Annotated in this window: 17 protein-coding genes; 12 read left to right on the top strand and 5 right to left on the bottom strand. The window is 68.2% G+C overall.

The features are described 5' to 3' along the window. The first annotated feature begins 387 nt into the window (after nt 1-387). Together LTT66_RS35245 and LTT66_RS35240 are read left to right on the top strand one after the other, a co-directional pair. A complete protein-coding gene (locus tag LTT66_RS35245; protein ID WP_233062787.1) occupies nt 388-1,047 on the top strand; it encodes a sigma-70 family RNA polymerase sigma factor in 660 nt (219 codons plus the stop codon). 648 nt (nt 1,048-1,695) lie between these two features. After that, on the top strand, nt 1,696-2,322 hold the full coding sequence (locus LTT66_RS35240; RefSeq protein WP_233062786.1) for a transposase family protein: 627 nt from the start codon (nt 1,696-1,698) through the stop codon (nt 2,320-2,322). Between the two features lie 139 nt (nt 2,323-2,461). On the opposite strand, the gene LTT66_RS35235 is transcribed toward LTT66_RS35240, so the two are convergent. After that, nucleotides 2,462-3,397: a DAPG hydrolase family protein gene (locus LTT66_RS35235; protein ID WP_233062785.1), complete on the bottom strand. Its 936-nt coding sequence runs from the start codon at nt 3,395-3,397 to the stop codon at nt 2,462-2,464. A 479-nt stretch (nt 3,398-3,876) separates the two neighbouring features. Then, nucleotides 3,877-4,797 carry a pentapeptide repeat-containing protein gene (locus LTT66_RS35230; RefSeq protein WP_233062784.1) on the bottom strand — a complete coding sequence of 307 codons (921 nt, stop codon included), beginning with the start codon at nt 4,795-4,797 and terminating at the stop codon, nt 3,877-3,879. Between the two features lie 266 nt (nt 4,798-5,063). Between LTT66_RS35230 and LTT66_RS35225 the strand changes: the two genes are divergently transcribed. Continuing rightward, entirely contained in the window at nt 5,064-5,336 is a 273-nt protein-coding gene (locus LTT66_RS35225; protein ID WP_233062783.1) for a hypothetical protein, read from the top strand. Between the two features lie 769 nt (nt 5,337-6,105). Continuing rightward, nucleotides 6,106-7,116: an alpha/beta hydrolase gene (locus LTT66_RS35220; protein WP_408638889.1), complete on the top strand. Its 1,011-nt coding sequence runs from the start codon at nt 6,106-6,108 to the stop codon at nt 7,114-7,116. Nucleotides 7,117-7,251: 135 nt separating this feature from the next. On the opposite strand, the gene LTT66_RS35215 is transcribed toward LTT66_RS35220, so the two are convergent. Then, nucleotides 7,252-8,067: an SDR family oxidoreductase gene (locus tag LTT66_RS35215; protein ID WP_233062782.1), complete on the bottom strand. Its 816-nt coding sequence runs from the start codon at nt 8,065-8,067 to the stop codon at nt 7,252-7,254. Nucleotides 8,068-8,085: 18 nt separating this feature from the next. Here LTT66_RS35215 and LTT66_RS35210 point away from each other — a divergent pair, with 18 nt between their 5' ends. From LTT66_RS35210 to LTT66_RS35175, 8 genes are all read left to right on the top strand, one after another. Further along, on the top strand, nt 8,086-8,967 hold the full coding sequence (locus tag LTT66_RS35210; RefSeq protein ID WP_233069504.1) for an aminoglycoside adenylyltransferase domain-containing protein: 882 nt from the start codon (nt 8,086-8,088) through the stop codon (nt 8,965-8,967). Between the two features lie 169 nt (nt 8,968-9,136). Continuing rightward, nucleotides 9,137-9,835 (top strand): NUDIX hydrolase, encoded by a 699-nt coding sequence (locus LTT66_RS35205; RefSeq protein WP_233062781.1) that lies wholly within the window; start codon nt 9,137-9,139, stop codon nt 9,833-9,835. Nucleotides 9,836-9,947: 112 nt separating this feature from the next. Then, nucleotides 9,948-10,532, top strand: a complete 585-nt coding sequence (locus LTT66_RS35200; protein WP_181723551.1) for a biotin transporter BioY — start codon at nt 9,948-9,950, stop codon at nt 10,530-10,532. Further along, nucleotides 10,525-11,646, top strand: a complete 1,122-nt coding sequence (locus LTT66_RS35195) for a class I adenylate-forming enzyme family protein (RefSeq protein WP_233062780.1) — start codon at nt 10,525-10,527, stop codon at nt 11,644-11,646. Before LTT66_RS35200 ends, LTT66_RS35195 begins: the two co-directional genes overlap by 8 nt. Beyond that, the gene (locus LTT66_RS35190; protein WP_233062779.1) at nt 11,643-12,770 is read left to right on the top strand and encodes a thiolase family protein; all 1,128 of its coding nucleotides are present in this window, start codon (nt 11,643-11,645) and stop codon (nt 12,768-12,770) included. The genes LTT66_RS35195 and LTT66_RS35190 overlap by 4 nt, the downstream gene beginning before the upstream one ends. Next, the gene (locus tag LTT66_RS35185; RefSeq protein ID WP_195105133.1) at nt 12,767-13,447 is read left to right on the top strand and encodes an energy-coupling factor ABC transporter ATP-binding protein; all 681 of its coding nucleotides are present in this window, start codon (nt 12,767-12,769) and stop codon (nt 13,445-13,447) included. Before LTT66_RS35190 ends, LTT66_RS35185 begins: the two co-directional genes overlap by 4 nt. Then, on the top strand, nt 13,444-14,046 hold the full coding sequence (locus tag LTT66_RS35180) for an energy-coupling factor transporter transmembrane component T family protein (protein ID WP_233062778.1): 603 nt from the start codon (nt 13,444-13,446) through the stop codon (nt 14,044-14,046). The genes LTT66_RS35185 and LTT66_RS35180 overlap by 4 nt, the downstream gene beginning before the upstream one ends. Beyond that, nucleotides 14,039-15,442, top strand: coding sequence for an AMP-binding protein (locus LTT66_RS35175; protein ID WP_233062777.1), 1,404 nt, complete (start codon nt 14,039-14,041; stop codon nt 15,440-15,442). The genes LTT66_RS35180 and LTT66_RS35175 overlap by 8 nt, the downstream gene beginning before the upstream one ends. A 5-nt stretch (nt 15,443-15,447) precedes the next feature. On the opposite strand, the gene LTT66_RS35170 is transcribed toward LTT66_RS35175, so the two are convergent. After that, the gene (locus LTT66_RS35170) at nt 15,448-16,788 is read right to left on the bottom strand and encodes a phosphatase PAP2 family protein (RefSeq protein WP_233062776.1); all 1,341 of its coding nucleotides are present in this window, start codon (nt 16,786-16,788) and stop codon (nt 15,448-15,450) included. 147 nt (nt 16,789-16,935) lie between these two features. Continuing rightward, complete coding sequence (locus LTT66_RS35165; protein WP_181723557.1) at nt 16,936-18,156, bottom strand: PucR family transcriptional regulator; 1,221 nt, start codon at nt 18,154-18,156, stop codon at nt 16,936-16,938. Nucleotides 18,157-18,545: the final 389 nt, after the last annotated feature.

Raw genomic sequence — 18,545 nt, 5'->3', positions numbered from 1 at the left:
GGGCACACCCATGGCCCCTACCGCGAGAGTAGGGGCGCAGATGGTGCGCTGTTTCAGCGGAAGGGGCCAGTGTGGGCATCGGCGGCGCTCATGTGGCGGCGTCGAGCAGATGCAGTTCCTCGGCCACGATCAGATCGACCTCTTCGTCGGTCAGATCCGACAGTAGATGTGTCGTCAGCATCGCTCTCACCTCCTCACCGCGCCTATCGGGTCTGTCGAATCGGAGATCCCGACATCGACTTCGACACCCATACAGACGTGGCACTGAGGATCGGGATGCAAAATGCGTCCGATCGCGGTCAGCGCCGTCGGTACCTGTGCTGAGGAACCCAGGCTCGCCACCATGCCGGAAGGCGAGGATGCTGGAAAGGGAGAGGAACCCCGATCATGAGCGAGACAACGGCCACCACCGCGACCACACGACAACCGCAACACGCTGATCTCGACCAGCTCTGGCGCCGATTCTCCGACGACCTACGGGCCTTCATCGCCCGCCGGGTCGCACGCCCGGAAGACGCCGACGACATCCTGTCGACCGTGTTCCTGCGGATGGCAAAAAGCCTGGACAACCTGCGCGATCAGGACCGGCTGCTGGGCTGGATGTATGCCATCACCCGCAACGCGATCACCGACTACTACCGCTCCGCGCCGCACCGCCGCGAACTACCCGTCGACGCCGTCCCCGACGTCGCGGGCGAGGATGGACCCGACACCGGCGAGAAGGCGGAGAAGGAACTGGCCTCGTGCCTGATGCCGATGCTCGATGGGCTGCCCACCGAGCAGGCCGCGGCGGTGAAGATGGTCGACTTCGGCGCCCGCACGCACGCCGCCGCTGCCGGTGCGGCGGGTATCTCGGTGTCGGGGATGAAATCTCGCGTGCAACGCGGCCGCGCCGCACTCAAAGCCCAACTGCATGCCTGCTGCCAGATCAGCCAGGACCGCACCGGCCACGTGCACAACTACCAACCCCGCGACGGAGCCTGCGGCGGCGCAGCCGGCAGCGATAAAGGCTGCGGCTGCGGCGCCACACAGCCCTCCGGCCAGTAGACCGGCCCACCGGTTCGGGAACGCCCCTCCGGTCAGCCGCGGGATGACCACGATCAGAAAGGTGCGGTGCGTGCCGCTCGAGGCTCGCACCGCACCATCATTTGGTCACGGCTACGGGCAGCCGCAGCCGCCACCCGCTGTGGCCGCCGGAGCACAGCACGTCGCCTTCTCGCTGTCATCACAGCACGTGGCCTGCCGTTCGGTGCTGCAACACGTGGGTGCCGCAGGCTGCGGTGATGCGTCCGTGCGTTCTGTCGCCGGGTACTGGAATTCATTCGGGTTGGTCATGGTGACTCCTGGATCGGGGATGGATACCAGACCAGACGAAGGAGCACGGGAGAGGACGCAACCCGGGGCCACTTGGAGAGGAACTGTGCACGACAATCGCGGCACGGTTCGGTGATTCCTGCCGAGTGCTGTGAGCGACACCACTGGAGTTGGTGCGGTGCCGAGCGCCCACGGATCGCTCCTGTGTCAGCGCTCTTCGAAATGTGGCTCTGGCACACACTTGGTGATTGACCCAGGTCGGGATGTGTTGGGGCGCAGTTGGGTTGGCTGGTTTGCTGGTGCTGTGATCGTCGGGTGTTGAGGGTTCTGTTCCCGTATCTGGGCCAGATGGTCATCAGTGCGGTTGGTGTTGCGGGTTCCATGGTTCGTATCGATGCAGCCACCCGGGAGGAGGCGGTGGTGTGTCCGGGCTGCTCGACACCGTCGCGTCGAGTGCACAGCCGCTACCGGCGCCGTTTGGCCGACACGGCCATCACCGGCCGCGAGGTCGTCATCGTGCTGCGGGTCCGGCGCCTGTTCTGCGACAACACCGGCTGCGGGCGAAGGACTTTCGCCGAGCAGGTACCCGGACTCGCCGCCCGCTACGGGCGACGGACGTTGCTGCTGCAGCGGGTGTTGTCCGCGGTCGCACTCGCCTTGGGTGGCCGCGCCGGAGCACGGTTGACCGGGTATTTGGCAGCGCGGGTCAGCCGCATGACCCTGCTGCGGCAGATCCGCGCGCTGCCCGATCCAGCGCCGGTGCGGCCCCGGGTTTTGGGTGTGGACGACTTCGCCCTGCGCCGCGGACACCGCTACGGCACGATCCTGATCGACATGGCGGCGACCCGCCGACCGATCGACATGCTCACCGACCGCAGCACCGAGAGCCTGACCCACATATGTGCGCTCAGGACGACAGGGAGGCACATGACGTCGCGTTTAGACCACGTCTCATGTGGCGTATTCCGTCAGCTGAGGTTGCCCCGCTCTTCCGGACAGCAGTGGTGAGGCGGCCACCGAGCGGGGCTGATCCCAGACCCGATGCCGTCCGTGCGGTCTGGGAGGACGCCGTCGCCGCGCCCGATTGGGCCGGCCCGGTCGTTCCATCGGCGCCGCGGCCGGGGTTCACAGCCGCCGCGCGCGAAGCTCAGCCCGTTCTGGTGTCGTCCCCGAGCGCGAACTCGCGATATAGCTGCGGCAGGAACCCGGCCAGGTGCGCCATTTCCTGGCCGCAGTGCAACAGCAGATCGCGCGCCAGTCCCAGACCCAGCACCAGATCGGCGGGGTCGAGGGCGGCCCCGCGCCCCAACGCTTGTGCGGCCTGGTGCGGGTCGGGGGCATGCACGCCGTAGAGGTTGAGGTAGAAGCGGCTGCGCATCTCGGCGCCGCCGGGGATCGGGCGCACCTGATGTGCCAGCCATCCCAGATCCACCGGCGCGATACTGCTGCCCACCCGCCCCAAGATCACCGTGTGCCCGGCGGGCACCTCGAAACCGTGCGCCACCGGGTCGAGGAAGGAGATCGCGAGCTGCTGGAGCTTGGCCCCGACATACTCATCGACATAAGAGGTGGTGCCGATGTACTTCGCCCGATCGGTCAGCGCCTCGGCGCTGCGGTCGCTGCTGACCCCGGAATACAGGTGCGCGTCGGGATGCCAGAGCTTGTAGCGCGCCGATTCCACCGAATGCCAGCCGAACCACCAATCCCACATCTCCGCAGAGACATCGGCCATCTCGGTACGCACCGCCGTCCACACCAGACCCTCCTCGGTCTGGCCATATCCGGTCTCGACCGGCGAATAGCCCGAAACCGCCAGATCCGAAGCCAGCGCCGAGAACTTCGGGATCATGCTCGCCGGGGTCGGGGGCCCATCGAATACCGAGACGACCTGCGCGGGTGCGGGGATCGTCCGGGGCGCCATGAACCGCGCGTAGGGTTTGGCCCAATCCTGCGGCGAATACCCCCGATAACGAGCCGGCAGGGTGTCCTGGGCGTGTGCGGTAGTTCCCACCATCAGCCCGCCCGCGGCCGCGGCCCCCAACGCCAGCACCTCGCGTCTGCGCGCACGCCACACTCTCGACATCGCCCGAAACTAGCCGTCACCGCACCGTTCGAGGCTGTCGTTCCGTAGAACTCTGTGACATGCCACAGCCCCTCCCACACGGCGCACTGACCACACATGAAAAAGTGCGAGACCCGGCCACCGCCGCCGCACACCCGCACCTTCTTCGCCGCCACGCACACAGCCGCCGCGATCGCGGCGCCGACACCATCGCCGCCCGTCAGGGCGCGTCACAAGCGCAGCTCACCGCCGATGTGGCTGTCCCAATCCAGCGCCTGCGCAGGCCCCGCGGCGTGAGAATGCCTATCGTGAACGCCACGAAGGAAACGGGCAACACATGAGCATGCAATGGCGCAATTACCCAGCTCTCGGTGTGACCGAATGCCTTGGTCGCAGACCGGTGCCGAATCCGCGTGCAACGCGGTTACCCGTTACCGCGGCCGTCTGCGGTCGTGCCCTTCGGCCTGCTGGATCACTGGGTGCGGTCGGAGTTTCGACAACTATCGCCGAGGCGGTTCGAACCCCGTCGGCCATATGGTCGACTCGTTATAGATCACGTCGGCAAGGTTGGCGCCGGTCAAGTCTGCGCCGGTGAGGATTGTGCCGGTCAGGTCGGCCCGAGCCAGGTCTGCGCCGGTCAGCCTCGCCTGAGTCAGGTCTGCGCCGGTCAGGTTGGCGCCGGTGAGGCGGGCATTCGAGAAATCGGCGTGATCAGCGTCCACATACTTGAGGGTCGCTCTGTCGAGATTCGAGCTAAGGAAGACAGCGTCCGTCAAGTCCGCTGTATCAAACCCTGCGAGAGTCAAGTCCACTCCGGCGAACATGGCCGCGGTCAGGTCGGCAAAGAGAAACGACGCGCCCGCGAGATCACCACCAGGGCGGTACAACCACGTAAGGCAGATACCCGAAAGGTCCAATAACTGGTGCTTTCCGACCCTGGTAGCGAGGTCCCCAGCGAGTGGCCCGCTCAACACCGCTATGGCGGTGTCGATGTCTTTTGGCACCAAACTGCCCGCACTGAAGCTGGAAGGCATGGGAGTCGGCTCGTCGCTGTGAAAGCGAGGATCGATCGCGGATCTCGGGTCCACTGGCCGTACGGAGCACGCCCCCGCGCCGTTCGGTACATGAACGCGAACGTATGACGTGATCACCTTGAGCACCGTGGGTTGATGCGTTCGGGAGTCAAGGCCGAGTTGCTCGAGTGAATACATAGCGCCGACGCGGTTTTCGAGTTTGTCGGAGCTGAGTTGGTCGACTGCTCTGGAGAACCGTTCGCTAGCCTGCTGCTGCTGTTGCCGCTGCTGCTGCGCCTCGAACTGTTCGTTGTTCGCGGCCAGGCTGCGCGATGAGATGACCACCGCCGTGATCGCGGCAACCGCGGTGGCGAGGCCGATCACGGCCTGCCAGAACACCGCGGACATCACAACTCGCTTCACCGCTGACCACGTTCGCCTGCGGCGAGGCTGCAACGGCCGCAGGCGGTGACCCGCGAGCTGCGGCCGGCGCCGGGGCCGACCGGTGCTCACGTTCATGCCTTGGCCGGGAGGTCGGTGCCGACATCTCTACCGAGCGCGGTACGCATTCGAGCATGTTATTCGTAGCCCGGCGAATCCCCGCGACGAACACGCCACCGCAGACCTGCAGGTCAGCGACCGCTGGCATCTGTGCCGGCGGCCTGGCCCGATCGGTGAAGGAAGTCGTCGCCGCGCATGGCCGATGCTGGGCCGCGGCCGGCGCGGCCAGCGGCCGGTTCCACAGCCTCGGCAACGCACTCGTCCGCACCAACGCCGGCAACGGCAAGCCGAACACCCGAGCGAAACCTTCGCCGCAGGTTCGCTATCGTCCATGGCTGGTCGGGGCTGGCTTGCCGTTCAGGATCGCCGCATCGAGCCGGCCGATCACGCACTGGGCCGCTCGCGCGGTGGGTGGGGCAACCAACCAATGGCTCCGCCACCCCTGATCACCACGCTCGCGAGCACTTCGAACAGGCTCTAGCTGTCGATTTTCGGGAGGCCGGTCGAGCCGTAGCAGACCACACCAGATCCGGAAGCGACGAGGCCCCGCCGTCGGCGGGGCCTCGTCTTGTTGGTCAACGTGACGATCGGAGGACCAGCGCAGGTGATGAGTGCGCGGACGCGGCCAATGCGCCGGGCAGTACTGCCAGTTGTCCGGGAACCAACCCCGGCCCCGCCGCCATCGCGTGCAAAGCCTGCTCCGTCGCGAGATCACCGATTTCCTCGATCATCTCCCGGTACTCCGACTGGTCACACGCCAGCCACAGCGAGTGAGTTACCGACCATGACCCGAGTATCGACTTTCATCGCTGTCGCACCGAATGTCGTGGCCGGCTGGAGGGCGCGGGCCGCGGGAAAGCGGGTGGGTTGGTGGCACCGCAACCGCGCGCCTGCGGACGGTCTGGCCTGGTGCGCCGAGGTCGATCTTGGCGCGGGAATGGACGGACACGTGGTCTTGCCTCTCCTTGTGTCGCGCCCTCAGGGGGATCCGCGCCGATTCGTGAGGTATCCAGACCCGTCGTACCGAGAAGGTACGCCGCCTTCTCCGGCTTTAGCGTTGGCGGAACTTGTGAGTTGTCAAGCAGTTGCATCAGTGGCCGGTAGACGAACGCGACGGTTGGAGGAAAGCAAGCGATGAAACGAAGTTCCGACGTCGACGCCGGACGTGCTGCCACGCCTGTTGCCGATTCGGTAGGAGTACGCGCGGGAATCGGAATGGTCTGCCGTTCGATGTGGCACGCGCTCGTCGTCCTGGCGGCGGTGTTCGCCGTGACCGCAGGGATGGTCACGGCGTCGCCGCCCGCGATCGCTGATACTGCGTCGATCACCGGGTCGTGGGCGGAGGACGACAGGACTGTCCAGCTGCGGGTGCATTCCGCGGCGATGGGTCAGGACATCATGGTGAAGGTGCTGCGCCCGGCCGATCGTTCGGTGCCACGGCCGACGCTGTATCTGCTGAACGGGGGCGGCGGCGGGCAGGACAGCGCGACCTGGCAGAAGAACACCGACGTGCTGCGCTTCCTCGCAGACAAGGACGTCAACGTCGTACAGCCGGTAGGTGGGCGCTGGAGCTACTACACCGACTGGCGCGCACCTGATCCGAAACTCGGTGTGTACAAATGGAAGACGTTTCTCACCGAGGAGCTGCCGCCGCTGATCGACGCCGAGTTCGGCACGACCGGGGTGAACGCCATCGCGGGGCTGTCCACCTCCGGTACCTCCGTACTCCAGTTGCCGATCGCCAAACCGGACCTGTATCAGGCGGTCGCGGCCTACAGCGGTTGCGCGCAGACCAGTGACCCGATCGGCCGGGAGTTCATCAAACTCGCCGTCGAAAGCTGGGGCGGCGGCGACACCGAGAACATGTACGGCCCACCCGGCGACCCGATGTGGGCGGCCAACGACCCCTACCTGCACGCGGAGCAACTCCGCGGCATACGACTGTTCCTGTCCACCGGGACGGGCGTTCCGGGCATGTATGACGTCTACAACGGGACTCATATGCAACCCGGTCCACGCGGCTTCCTCAACCAGTTGGTTCTGGGCGGTGTGATCGAAGCTGCGGTGAACTGGTGCACCCACAACATGCGCGACCGGCTCAACGCTCTCGGTATCCCCGCCACCTACGACTTTCAGCCCACCGGTACCCACTCGTGGGGGTATTGGCAAGAGGCGCTGAAGAATTCGTGGCCGGTGTTGGCGGAGGGCCTCGGGCTGCCGCTTTGAGCTCTTGCCGTGAGCGGAATGTCGCGGTGGCGGTCCATCGCCTGAACTGAGCGTGGTGAAAGTCGTCGACCGGAACTCCCGGAGGCGTTGCGGGAGCGGTGCGGGGCGGTAGGCGAACGCCCGGTGAGCGCGGTTTCAGTCGGCGGCGAAGCGCGCTGTGTTGACTGCGGCCCACCGGGCGAAGGTCGTCGCGGGTCGGCCGGTGATGTCCTGGACGCTGGTGATGGGCAGGGTTGCGGGGTCCGGGTCGAAACCGCAGAGCACGTTGTCGACATACCAGGTCGCGGTGTCGCCCATGGTGGGGGTCAGGGCGGTGATGGTGTCCTCGCGCGAGGAGCGGTGCACGATGATGTCGCGGCCGAGTGCGTCGGTGAGGTGCCGGACCAGGTCGGTGCGAGTGAGGATCTCCGGCCCCGCCAATGGGAAGGAGCGGCCGAGATGGTTGTCGCTCAGCAGGGCGGTGGCGGCGACGGCGGCGATGTCGTCCATGGCGATGGGGGCGCTCGCGGCCTCGGGCCGCGGATCCCGGACGGCGCCGGACTCGCGGATCTGATGCGACCAGATCAGGGTGTTCTCCATGAAATCGCCGGGCCACAGGTGGGTCCAGGCCAGGCCGCTGTCCTCGACGGCCGTGCAGACGCCGCCCCACCAGCTCTCCGGTTCGCCGGACAGGTCGACGACATGCCGGACACCGGCCGCGCGGGCCAGCGCGAGCACCTCGGTGACACTGTCCGGTGTCGGCGCCAGGTACATCCGCTCCACACCCGCGAACGCCGCGGGCAGGGTGCCCGGCCGACGCAGGTGGCCCTCGGCCACCTCGACTCCGGCGGGCAGCGCTGCCTTCCGCGGGTTGCTGGTCAGTGCGCGAATATCGTTGACTCCCTGAGCGAGCAGGTGGTCGACGACCTTGCGGCCGATGTTCGCGGTGGCTCCGGTTACCAAGATGGTCATCTGTCCCCCTTCGGCGTGATGCTGATCAACCCATCCTGCCAGCCGACTCCAGATCACGGCCGCAAGGCGGACCTGTCGGATACTGGCCGCATGACCCACGCTCGGATGGAGCCACGATCGCTGCCGATCGAGTTGCGTCCCTACCTGGAAGATCTCGTGGGACGCGCCCGCACCCTCTGTGGCCGTCACCTGGTCAGCGTCATCGCGGTGGGGTCGGTCGCGCTCGACGACTATCGACACGGGCGCAGCGACGTCGATGTGGTGATCGTCGCCGCCCCGTCACTCCCTGCGCAGGCTCTGGGTGAGCTGGCCGAGTCACTCGTTCACCCCGCGCTGTTCTGCCCGGCGGCCGGGTTGGAGCTGGTGGTCTACGATGCGGACTTCGTCGCCGTTCCGTCCGGCCAGGCCGGTTATCTCCTGGACCTCAATACCGGTCCGATGCTGCCGAACCGCGTGAGTTTCGATCCGGCGGAGTCATCGTCCTTCTGGTATGTCATCGATCGTTCCATCGCCCGCCAAGCAGGGCGTGTGCTGTACGGGGCCCCGGTGCGGCAGGTTATCGCGGCACCCTCGCGACGCGACCTGCTCGCGGCGATTCTTGCCTCCGTCCGTGAGCATGCTGGGGGAGAGGGGCACCTCGCCGACAATCAGGTGCTGAACGGCTGCCGGTCGGTGGCGTTTTGCCGCACGGGTCGCTGGATGCCCAAACGTCGAGCGGCGCAGATGATCTCGAGGTCCGAGCGGGAATTCGGGTCCCTCATCGAATCGGCGTTGCTCAGCTTCCAGCGCCCACGCTCCGACGCATTCGCACTGCCGGGCAATGATGTTCGCGACTTTCTGGCGTGGGTAGGGGAATGTGTCGGCGAAGCCGCGGCACGAGTCGGGGTGGTCGACGGGTAGGTGCGTGCGATGGCTACTCGTCGAAGCGTCCGACTGCGGCTGAGTAATTACTCGGCCCCGATTCACCGGGCGGGAACTTCACAATATATCTGCTTACGTAGATATGCGCATTCAACTATTCGACTCTGCGGGCGTGTGCCCTTCACGGCGCTCGGGCAAGATCGAAGCCATGGAGCCGACCGCGGGTGTGCCTCTGCCCAGGAGCATCGATGAATTCCGCGTGCTCGCGCACTCTCGCCTGGCCGGGTTCCCGCGTATCGAGGTCTCGGATGCGCCCGGTGTACGTCGCGCGGCGGTCGTTCTATGCGTGGTCGAGGAGCCCGATGGACCGCTGTCGGTGATCGTCATCAAGCGGGCCTATCGGGGTCGCAACGCCGGACAGTGGGGGCTGCCCGGCGGGCGGCTGGACGAAAGCGAGACCGCCGAACAAGCCGCGTTACGTGAACTGCACGAAGAACTGGGCTTGTGCGCGCGTCCGGACGACTTGCTCGGCGCGCTCGACGATTTTCCCGCCGCGTCCGGATTCACGATCACCCCTCTGGTCCTTGCGCTGGCCGACGTCACGCAGCTGCGGCCGAATCCGGACGAGGTCTACTCGGTCCACCTGGTCGACCTCGCCCGGCTCGCCGCCGAGGACACCCCACGCTGGGTGCGGGCCGAAGACGCGGTGCGGCAAGCGGAGCTTCGCGAGGATGCCGCGCCGGCCGGTGCGGCGGGCCTGCTGCAGATGCGGCTCGGCCCGGAGATGACCATCCACGCACCCACCGGTGCGATGCTCTGGCAGTTCCGCGAAGTCGTCCTGCTCGGCACAGACGCTGCCGCGGCCAGGGTGGCTCACTTCACCCAACCCGATTGGACCCACCGCTAGGCACGATCGACGGACTCCCGCGCGGGGCCGGCCCCCAAGCGGCCCGATCCGCGCGGCAACGCCCTCGTCCTGCTACCTTGAACGTCGTTCAAGTTCTATGCGGAGGGTTGTCGTGGAGGGTGTCGAGAACTCTCGGGAGTCCAGAGCCGGGATTTCCGCGCGGGACATGGCGCAGATCGCCGTCTTCGCGGCGTTGATCGCGGCACTCGGGCTGCCGGGCGCCATCACGGTCGGGTTCAGTGGTGTGCCCATCACGGTGCAGACCCTCGGTGTGATCCTGGCCGGTGCGGTGCTCGGGGCGCGCAAGGGGACAGCCGCGGTGCTGGTCTTCCTGGCGCTCACGCTGATCGGCCTGCCGCTGCTGTCCGGTGGCCGTACCGGGTTGACGGCGCTGGCGGGGCCCAGTGCCGGATATCTCGTCGGTTGGATTCCCGCGGCGCTGTTCATCGGACTGTGCACCGCCCGGATCCTGCCGAAATACCCGATCGCGCTCGGCCTGCTGATCAACGCCATCGGCGGCCTGCTGATCATCTACCTCTTCGGCACCGTGGGCCTGCTGCTGCGCACCGATCTCGGGGTCGGGGCTGCGATCAGCACGAACTGGGCGTTCATTCCCGGCGACCTGCTGAAGGTCGTGGTCGCGAGCGTGGTGGCCAAGGGCGTGCACCGCGCGTATCCGGGTCTGATCCGTGCTTAGTCCCGAACTCGGCGGCACGGGCGACGAGCCCGCCGTCGACTTCGGCGGCCGCGCCTATACCTATCGCGAACTCGACCGCGCGATCGAGCAGTGGATCGCCCGGAACCCGGACGCGAACGTCTACGACGCGTCGGCCTTGCCCGTGCCGGATGCGCTGATCTGCGTCTGCGCCGCGGCACGGCGCGGTCTTCCGGTGATCGTCGAGAATCCCGCCGCGCGGCCGCAACGCGAGGAGATACCGTCCGCGGCGTTTCTGCTGGTGGCGACCTCCGGCTCGACCGGTCGTCCCCGGCCGCTCGCCAGGACGGCCGCTTCCTGGTACGACAGTTTCCCCGCGTTCACCGCGATCACCGGCGTGGCACCGGCCGATCGCGTCCTGATCACCGGCCCGCTGCACGCGACAATGCATCTGTTCGGTGCCTTGCACGCGCTGTGGCGCGGCGCGTGCGTCACCGACGATCCGGCGCGGGCCACCGTGGTGCACGCGGTTCCCGCGGTACTGCGTGAGGTGGTGCGCACTTGCCCGCGCCTGCGTACCGCGATCGTGGCGGGCATCGCGCTGGACGATGGCGCGGTGGCCGCCGCGGGCTCGGTCGAGGTCGTCGAGTACTACGGGTCCTCGGAGGTCTCGTTGGTGGCGGCGCGGCGCGTTCCGGAGCCGATGCGGCTGCTCGACGGAGTCGAGGCCGACGTACGTGATGGACTGCTCTACGTTCGGTCGCCCTACGACGTGCTGGGCGCGCCCGAATGGTTCGGGGTCGGCGACCTGGCCGTCCTCGGCGACGACCGTGAGCTGACGGTGCTGGGCCGTGGCGATTGCGCGATCAACGTCGGCGGCACCACGGTGGTCGCCGAGGACGTGGAGCGCGTCCTGGAATCGCTCGACGGTATCGCCGCGGTGGCTGTGATCGGCTCGCCGCATGCCGTGCTGGGTGAGATCGTCACGGCCGCGGTGCAGTTGGACGGCGGCGCCGGACTCGACGAGATCCGGTCGCGAGCACGTGGCTTGCTGGCCAAGGAGGCGATGCCGCGCCGGTGGGTTCCGCTGCCCGCGCTGCCGCGGACCGCCGCTGGAAAAGTCGCCCGGGGTCAGCTGAGAGACTTGCTGATATGAGCCCCGTTCCCGTTCTGGTCGCGGCGCGCCGCACGCCGATCGGCAACGCGGGGCACGGATTGGCGGACGTCACCGTCATCGACCTGGCTGCTCCGGTACTGCGGGCGGTGCTGGCGTCGGTGCGCGGCGCGGGGATCGACGCCGAAGTGGACGACGTGGTTCTCGGAAACTGTCTGGGCCCCGGCGGCGATCCCGCCCGCGTGGCCGCTTTGCGGGCGGGGATGGGCGTGCATGTTCCGGGAGTCACCGTCGACCGGCAGTGCGGCTCCGGCCTCGACGCGGTGATGCAGGCCGCGTTGCGCGTGCGCAGCGGCGCGGACGAACTGGTCCTCGCCGGAGGAGTGGAATCGGCCAGTACCGCCCCGTGGCGCTTCTGGCCGCCGGCCGGTGCCGCCGAGCCCGTGCGGTACACCCGGGCTCCCTTTGCGCCACAAGGCTTTCCCGATCCGGACATGGGCGTGGCCGCCGACGAACTCGCGCGGGCGCGCGGCATCAGCCGGGATCGGCAGGACGCCTACGCGGCCCGCTCGCACACGCTCGCCGCGGCCGCCGACTTCTCCGCGGAGATCATCCCGATCGGCGACGTGCGCCGGGACGAGCGCATCCGGGCGGGAATGACCGCGACCCGGCTGGCGCGGCTGCGCCCCAGCTTCGGCGTCGAGGGCACGGCCACGGCGGGCAATTCCTGCGGCATCTCCGACGGCGCGGCGGCTATGGCGGTCACCACCGAGTCGATGGCCGCCGGGCTGCCCGCGCTGCGCGTCCTCGGCTGCGCGGTCGCCGGATCCGACCCGGCTCTGCCCGGCCTCGGTCCGGTGCCCGCGATCCGGAAACTGCTGCGCCGGACGGGTTTCCGCGTCGAGGATCTCGGCGTCATCGAGCTCACCGAGGCGTTCGCTTCGGTGGTGCTGGCGGTGGCGGACGAATTGGGCCTGGACGAGTCCACGATCTGCCCGCAGGGCGGCGCCATCGCGATGGGTCATCCGTGGGGAGCGTCCGGAGCGATCTTGCTGGTGCGCCTGGCGAGTCAGATGCTGGCCGCGGACGGCCCGGCGCTCGGTCTTGCGGCCTGCGCCATCGGCGGTGGGCAGGGGATCGCCGTGCTCGTGGAGCGAGTGTCGTGAGCGAGATCGTCTTCGACTCGGTCGGCCACCGCTTCGGCGAACGAAAGGTGCTGCGCGAGGTCACCTTGCGGATCAGCGAGCGGCGCGTCGGCATCATCGGGTCCAACGGTTCCGGCAAATCGACCCTCGCGCGCATGATCAACGGCCTGCTGACACCGACCTCCGGCACGGTCACGGTGGACGGCATGGACGTTTCCCGCAAGGGCGCGCAGGTGCGGCGAAAGGTGGGGTTCGTCTTCACCGATCCCGACACCCAGATCGTGATGCCCACGGTGGCGGAGGATCTCGCTTTCTCGCTGCGACGCACGGGGCTGAGCAAACCGGAGGTCGCCGCCCGCGTGGGGGAGATCCTGGAACGATTCGGTCTCGCGGGCCACGCCGAGCATCCCTCGCACCTGCTTTCCGGTGGTCAGAAACAGTTGCTCGCTCTCGGTGCCGTGCTGATCCGCCGGCCGGAAGTGATCGTGGCCGACGAGCCGACCACCCTGCTGGACCTGCGCAATGCCAGGGTCGTCGCCGAGGCGCTGGACGGCGTGGACCAGCAGGTGATCGTCGTGACGCATCAACTGTCGTTGCTGGAGAGCTTCGAACGCGTCATCGTGATCGATGACGGCGCGGTGGCGTTCGACGGGCCACCCGGCGACGCCGTCGCGGCATACCGGGCAGCGGTCGAATGATCGGCCTGTATCGTCCGGGGAATTCGCTGCTGCACCGGATGCCCGCCGGGGCGAAGCTGGTGCTGCTGCTGGTGTCGATCGTGGCCTGCACGATTTTCGTACGCACTCCGGCGCAGGTGCTGGTCGCCGCCGCGGCGGTGGCGGGACTGTTCGCGGTAGCCGGAATCCCGTGGCGCGTCGCGCTGGCCCAATTGCGTCCGCTGGTGTGGATGGTGCTGCTCATCGCCGCGTTCCAGGTGCTGATCACCTCGCCCGCGCGGGCGGCGGTGGTGTGCGGCGTGCTGGTGATCTCGGTGGCGCTCGCGGCGCTGTTCACCTTGACCACGCGGGTGACCGACATGCTCGATGCCGTGACCCGGTGGCTGGGGCCGCTGCGCAGGGTCGGTATCGATCCCGAGCGAATCGGTCTGCTGCTGGCTCTGGCGATCCGCTGTGTCCCGTTGCTGGCCGGGATCGTGCACGACGTCGCCGAAGCGCGGCGTGCGCGTGGGCTGGAATGGTCGATGACGGCGCTGGTGACGCCGGTGCTGGTGCGCGCATTGCGGACGGCCGACGCGATGGGCGAGGCCCTCGCGGCGAGGGGAGTGGACGATGACTGAACTGCTCGCCGCGCGTATCGCTCGGCAGGTCACGGCGAATCCGCGGGCGACCGCGGTGATCTCCGGACGCGAGCGGGTGGGTTACGAGCAATTCTGGTCGAGGGTCGTCCGCACCGCCGCCGGGCTCGATGGGATGCACCGGGTGGCCGTGCTGCCCACCTCCGACGTCGAATCGCTGGTGGCGGTGACGGCGGCGATGCACGCGGGAGTGAGTGTCGTCCTGCTGCACCGCCATTTGCTGCCCGCCCAGCTGACCCGGGTGCTCGCGCTCGCCGAGCCGGGAGCGGTGGTGGCCGCGCCGCATCAGCATCGGCGTTTGCGGCGGCTGGGATTCGAGGCAACCGTGCGAACCGCCGCCACTTTGGCATCCGAGGGGCCGGTGGGCCGGGTGGATCCGGGCGCCGAGCTGTTGGCCGGCATCACCTCCGGCACCACGGGCGAGCCGAAGCTGTTCGTACGCGACCAGCGGTCCTGGGCCACCACGCTGGATCGCTCCGACCGCACCTTCGACATCGGTGCCGGAGATCAGGTGTCGGTGCCCGGTGTGCTGGACCACACGCATTTCCTCTACGGCGCGTTGCACGCTTTGACCCGGGGCGCGACCGTCGATCTGCGGTCGGCGGCCGACTCGCTGCACGACGGTGCGACGCACCTGTATTCGGTGCCGACGATCGCGTGGGACGTGGTGCGCGCGGGGATCGGCCCCGTGCGCGGCATTCGGGAAGTGCTGTCCTCCGCCGCCCGGTGGCCGCGCACGGGACGGCAAGCGTTGCAAGAGGTCTTGCCGAACGCCGCACTCGTGCACTTCTACGGCGCGTCCGAACTGAGCTTCGTCTCCTTCGATCGCGGGCTCGGCGAAGACGACGAGAAGTCGGCGGGTGAACTGTTCTACGGTGTGCAGGCACGGGTTCGCGACGGGCTGGTGTACGTGCGCAGCGACATGCTGTTCGACGGCTACCTCACCGCGGACGGCGTGACCGGCGGGCCCGTTGACGGCTGGATGACCGTCGGCGACCGGGGCGAGGTGATCGGCAACCGCCTGCGGCTGTTCGGCCGCGAGACCGACATGGTGATCCGGGCCGGTCTCAACGTGGAACCGGCGTCGGTCGAAGCCGCGCTGACCGCGATACCGGGTATCGCCGAGGCCGCCTGCATCGGCGTGCCCGACGCACGCATGGGCGAGGCGCCCGCGGCCGCGATCGTGGTGGGCGAGGCCGCACCGAGCGCCGACGAGATCTGGCGGCAGCTGCGCACGAGGTTGCCGAGCCCGAGCATGCCGGTACAGGTTCTGGTCGTGGACAGCCTGCCGCGCACGCCGCGGGGCAAGCTCGATCGGGCAGCGCTGGCCTCGACGCTGGCCGCTCATCGCCAGGGCGGGCCTTCAGTGGACCGGTAAAGCCGTCAGAGACTCACAGAGCGTGCCCGTTCGACCGATGCCGCGCCGAACCACGTGGTGTAGAACATGATCGCCAACGCACCGAGCGCACCGAGGATCAGGATCGCGAACGGCACCGGGTACGTCGCCATCTCCAGGGCGAAGAAGCGAATGCACAGCAGTGCCCCTGCGCAGACAGCGACCCCCGTGGCCACGATCCGGACGCGCTGGTGATCCCAACCCCGGTCGGGGTCGCGCAGCGCGGATTCGACCGTCAGGCACAACGCCGCGCCCACGACCAGGTCGATGCCGTAGTGGGCGCCGAGGCCGAGCGTCGCGGTCAGCGTGCACACCAGCCAGAACGCGCCGCCCCAGCGCAACCACACGGGGCCGCGGCGGGAGTGGATGAACAACGCCAGCGCCCAGGCCGTGTGCAGGGACGGCATGCAGTTGCGCGGGGTGATGCCGTCGAAGCGCAATGCCTCGATCGAGGACGGCACCGCCGGAACGACATTCGGCCACACGTCGGCGATCTCGAAGCCCAGCCCTTGCGGGCCGTACGCGAGCACCGGCCCCACGACCGGGAAGACCACGTACCAGATCGGCCCGACGACGCCGAGCGTCAGGAACGTCCGCACCAGGTAGTGCCGCGGCCACGCACCGGCGGTCACGCCGCGCAGCTGCCAGGCGGCCACCAGCACCGCCGCCAAGGGAAGCTCGAAGTACACCCAGCGCACCACGCCCGAGGCGATCGGTCCCGCCGCGTCGAGCGCGCGCCCTACCAGCCACGACGGACTGCCGAGGGCGCGATCGGCGACTTGCACGTACGGGTCGAGGACCAGCGGGCAGGCCCACGCGGTGATGTCCAGCCAGATCTCGCTGACCTTGGTCGCCGAGATCAGCAGTGCGCCGAAGGCGATGGTGCGCAACGCCGTACGCCGTCGCTGTCCGTCCCACCGCGCGAACGCGATCACCGCCAGTGCGGTGAGCACGATGGTCGGGCCGTTGCCGACGGTGAACGGCCGTCCTTCCGCCGCCCGGATTACCACGAACAGCAGGTCGATGGCGATCGCCGCGGTGACGGCGCCCACGCGTGCGCGCATGGTGATCCCCACCAGGGCCAGCAGAAAGCCCGCCCACGGCGTGGTCGCCGACTTCGGCGTGCCCGCATAGTCGCGCAACAGACTGGTCAGCGGTCCGAGCGCCCCGATGTGCGCGGCCATGAACTCGCCCCCGATCAGCGCGAGCACGATGACCGCGATACCGCACCACACGACCACCGGCCGCAAGCGACGCTCGCGGAGCTCCTCGATACCCACTCGCTCGCCCGGTGGGGTCAAGCTCCCTTGAACGTCGTTCACTAGCACCGAGACATCGTAAACACGACATTAACGGCACATGTACGGCGATATGCCCGAATGCCGCCCCTGCCGCGGTGGGACGTGGGGTGAATCCGGGTCGGACAGCGTCATGCCCGGCGAGCGATAGCCCCGCGGAGGCTCGGCATCCGATGCTCAGGTGGTGCGATACGTGCGGGCCACCAGCGCCGAGCGCAGGTACCACAGGCCCGAGGGCTGGGACGGATCGAATCCGGTGAGCTGTCCGATCCGTTTGAGCCGGTAGTCCACCGTGTTGGTGTGCACGTGCAGCACGCGTGCGGTGCGCTGCCGGTTGAGGTTGTTGGCGATGTGCCGTTGCAGCGTCTCCAGCAGTTCGGGGTGCGCGTCCAGCGGGTCCAGCAGCGAGCCCAGGTATTCGCGGCCGGGTCCCGGCCTGGTCAGCTGGTATTCCAGCGCCAGTTCGTCGAAGCGGTAGAGCCCGGCCACCGCCTCCAAGCGCTGCACCATGTCGAGCAGTTCGTGCGCCTGATCGGCGGCGGTGGGGATCTTCTCGGGGGTGGCCTCGACCATGGTCGCGGTGACGCCCACCTGCGCGGCGTGCGAGAGCTGGGTGACCAGCGTGTCCAGCTGGTCGTTGTCCAGATGGCCGGTTGGGATGAGCACCGTGCCGCCGTCCACGCTCAGCAGCGACAGCGCGGCCTCGCCGCACCGGGTGGCCAGCTCGGCCTGGACTCGGCGCAGTTTCCGGCGGGCGACGACCTTGCCGTCCACCATCGGATTGCGTTCCTCCCGGTGCGGCGGAATCGCCACGGCCAGAACGGCATACGAGGGCGCGATGGCGATGCCGCATTCCCGGGCCATGGTGGATGTGCTGTGGCCGCCCAGCAGCGCCGAGGTCAGCGTGTGCACGGCGGTGTGGTGCTCGCTGACCACCGCGCGCAACTCGCGCACGTAGGCCATGGAGACCGCCGAGTTGATCATGTCGAGCATCTCGACGACCATCTTGGCGCCGTCGACGAGGTCGTCGTAGTCCTTCATCGTCGCGCCGGACACCACCAGGTCCAGGCCCATCTTGAAGCCTTCGTGGATCGAGTGGTGGATGGTGTCGATCGGCACCCCTTCGCGCGCCCACCCCGCGGCGGCGTCACCGAGCCGCTGGAGTTTCTCCGGCAGGTCCTTTCCGTCGAGCATGCTCACCGCCAGCTCCAGGCAGACCCGGGTGATGGTGGTGACGTCGCCTGCGATGGCGTCACCCGGTAGGGTGCCGCACGGGATGACGTTCTCGACGAAATGCCCGACCATCTGACGCGATAGCCCGCGAACGTCCTTCAGTGGGGACGACATCGGCTTGCCTGACAGGGTCAGGCTCTGCCGGGCCGAACTGTCGACGGACATTGGCGACTCCCTTCCGCCCACGATTGCTGTGCAGCGCATTCACACTAATCGGTCGATTTCTTTTGCGGACCCGATCCGCGGGTTCTGTGAGAGCGTGCGAGACCGGTCGGAATGAGTTGTGAGCGGTCACAGCAGTTGGACATATGACCGGTTTTTGATGACAGTGGTCACGCTCGGGCCTCGGTGCTACCGACGCGCCGGGCAGCGCCGGAGCCGGTTCTGTCGTTGCCGCGAGGCGCGGCCGGCATGCCGGTAGGATCACCCGCGCCGGGCGTGGCCATGTAATGCGGGTCTTGTCCGGCACGTGTCGTGTCCTGGATGGTGTGCAGTGCCCATCTGCCGTGCACGTCACGGCGGAAAGGCAGTGATGACGCAACGATAGGGGCAGG

Source organism: Nocardia gipuzkoensis, assembly GCF_021183645.1.
GTDB lineage: Bacteria > Actinomycetota > Actinomycetes > Mycobacteriales > Mycobacteriaceae > Nocardia > Nocardia abscessus.
The sequence above is the reverse complement of the archived record's forward strand: the minus strand, read 5'-3'. Positions and strand labels throughout refer to the sequence as shown.

Coding starts and splice junctions, on each gene's coding strand:
- LTT66_RS35245 (WP_233062787.1), top strand. CDS start 388: ATGAGCGAGACAACGGCCACCACCGCGACCACACGACAACCGCAACAC.
- LTT66_RS35240 (WP_233062786.1), top strand. CDS start 1,696: ATGGTTCGTATCGATGCAGCCACCCGGGAGGAGGCGGTGGTGTGTCCG.
- LTT66_RS35235 (WP_233062785.1), bottom strand. CDS start 3,397: ATGTCGAGAGTGTGGCGTGCGCGCAGACGCGAGGTGCTGGCGTTGGGG.
- LTT66_RS35230 (WP_233062784.1), bottom strand. CDS start 4,797: ATGTCCGCGGTGTTCTGGCAGGCCGTGATCGGCCTCGCCACCGCGGTT.
- LTT66_RS35220 (WP_408638889.1), top strand. CDS start 6,106: ATGGTCTGCCGTTCGATGTGGCACGCGCTCGTCGTCCTGGCGGCGGTG.
- LTT66_RS35215 (WP_233062782.1), bottom strand. CDS start 8,067: ATGACCATCTTGGTAACCGGAGCCACCGCGAACATCGGCCGCAAGGTC.
- LTT66_RS35210 (WP_233069504.1), top strand. CDS start 8,086: ATGCTGATCAACCCATCCTGCCAGCCGACTCCAGATCACGGCCGCAAG.
- LTT66_RS35205 (WP_233062781.1), top strand. CDS start 9,137: ATGGAGCCGACCGCGGGTGTGCCTCTGCCCAGGAGCATCGATGAATTC.
- LTT66_RS35190 (WP_233062779.1), top strand. CDS start 11,643: ATGAGCCCCGTTCCCGTTCTGGTCGCGGCGCGCCGCACGCCGATCGGC.
- LTT66_RS35180 (WP_233062778.1), top strand. CDS start 13,444: ATGATCGGCCTGTATCGTCCGGGGAATTCGCTGCTGCACCGGATGCCC.
- LTT66_RS35175 (WP_233062777.1), top strand. CDS start 14,039: ATGACTGAACTGCTCGCCGCGCGTATCGCTCGGCAGGTCACGGCGAAT.
- LTT66_RS35165 (WP_181723557.1), bottom strand. CDS start 18,156: ATGTCCGTCGACAGTTCGGCCCGGCAGAGCCTGACCCTGTCAGGCAAG.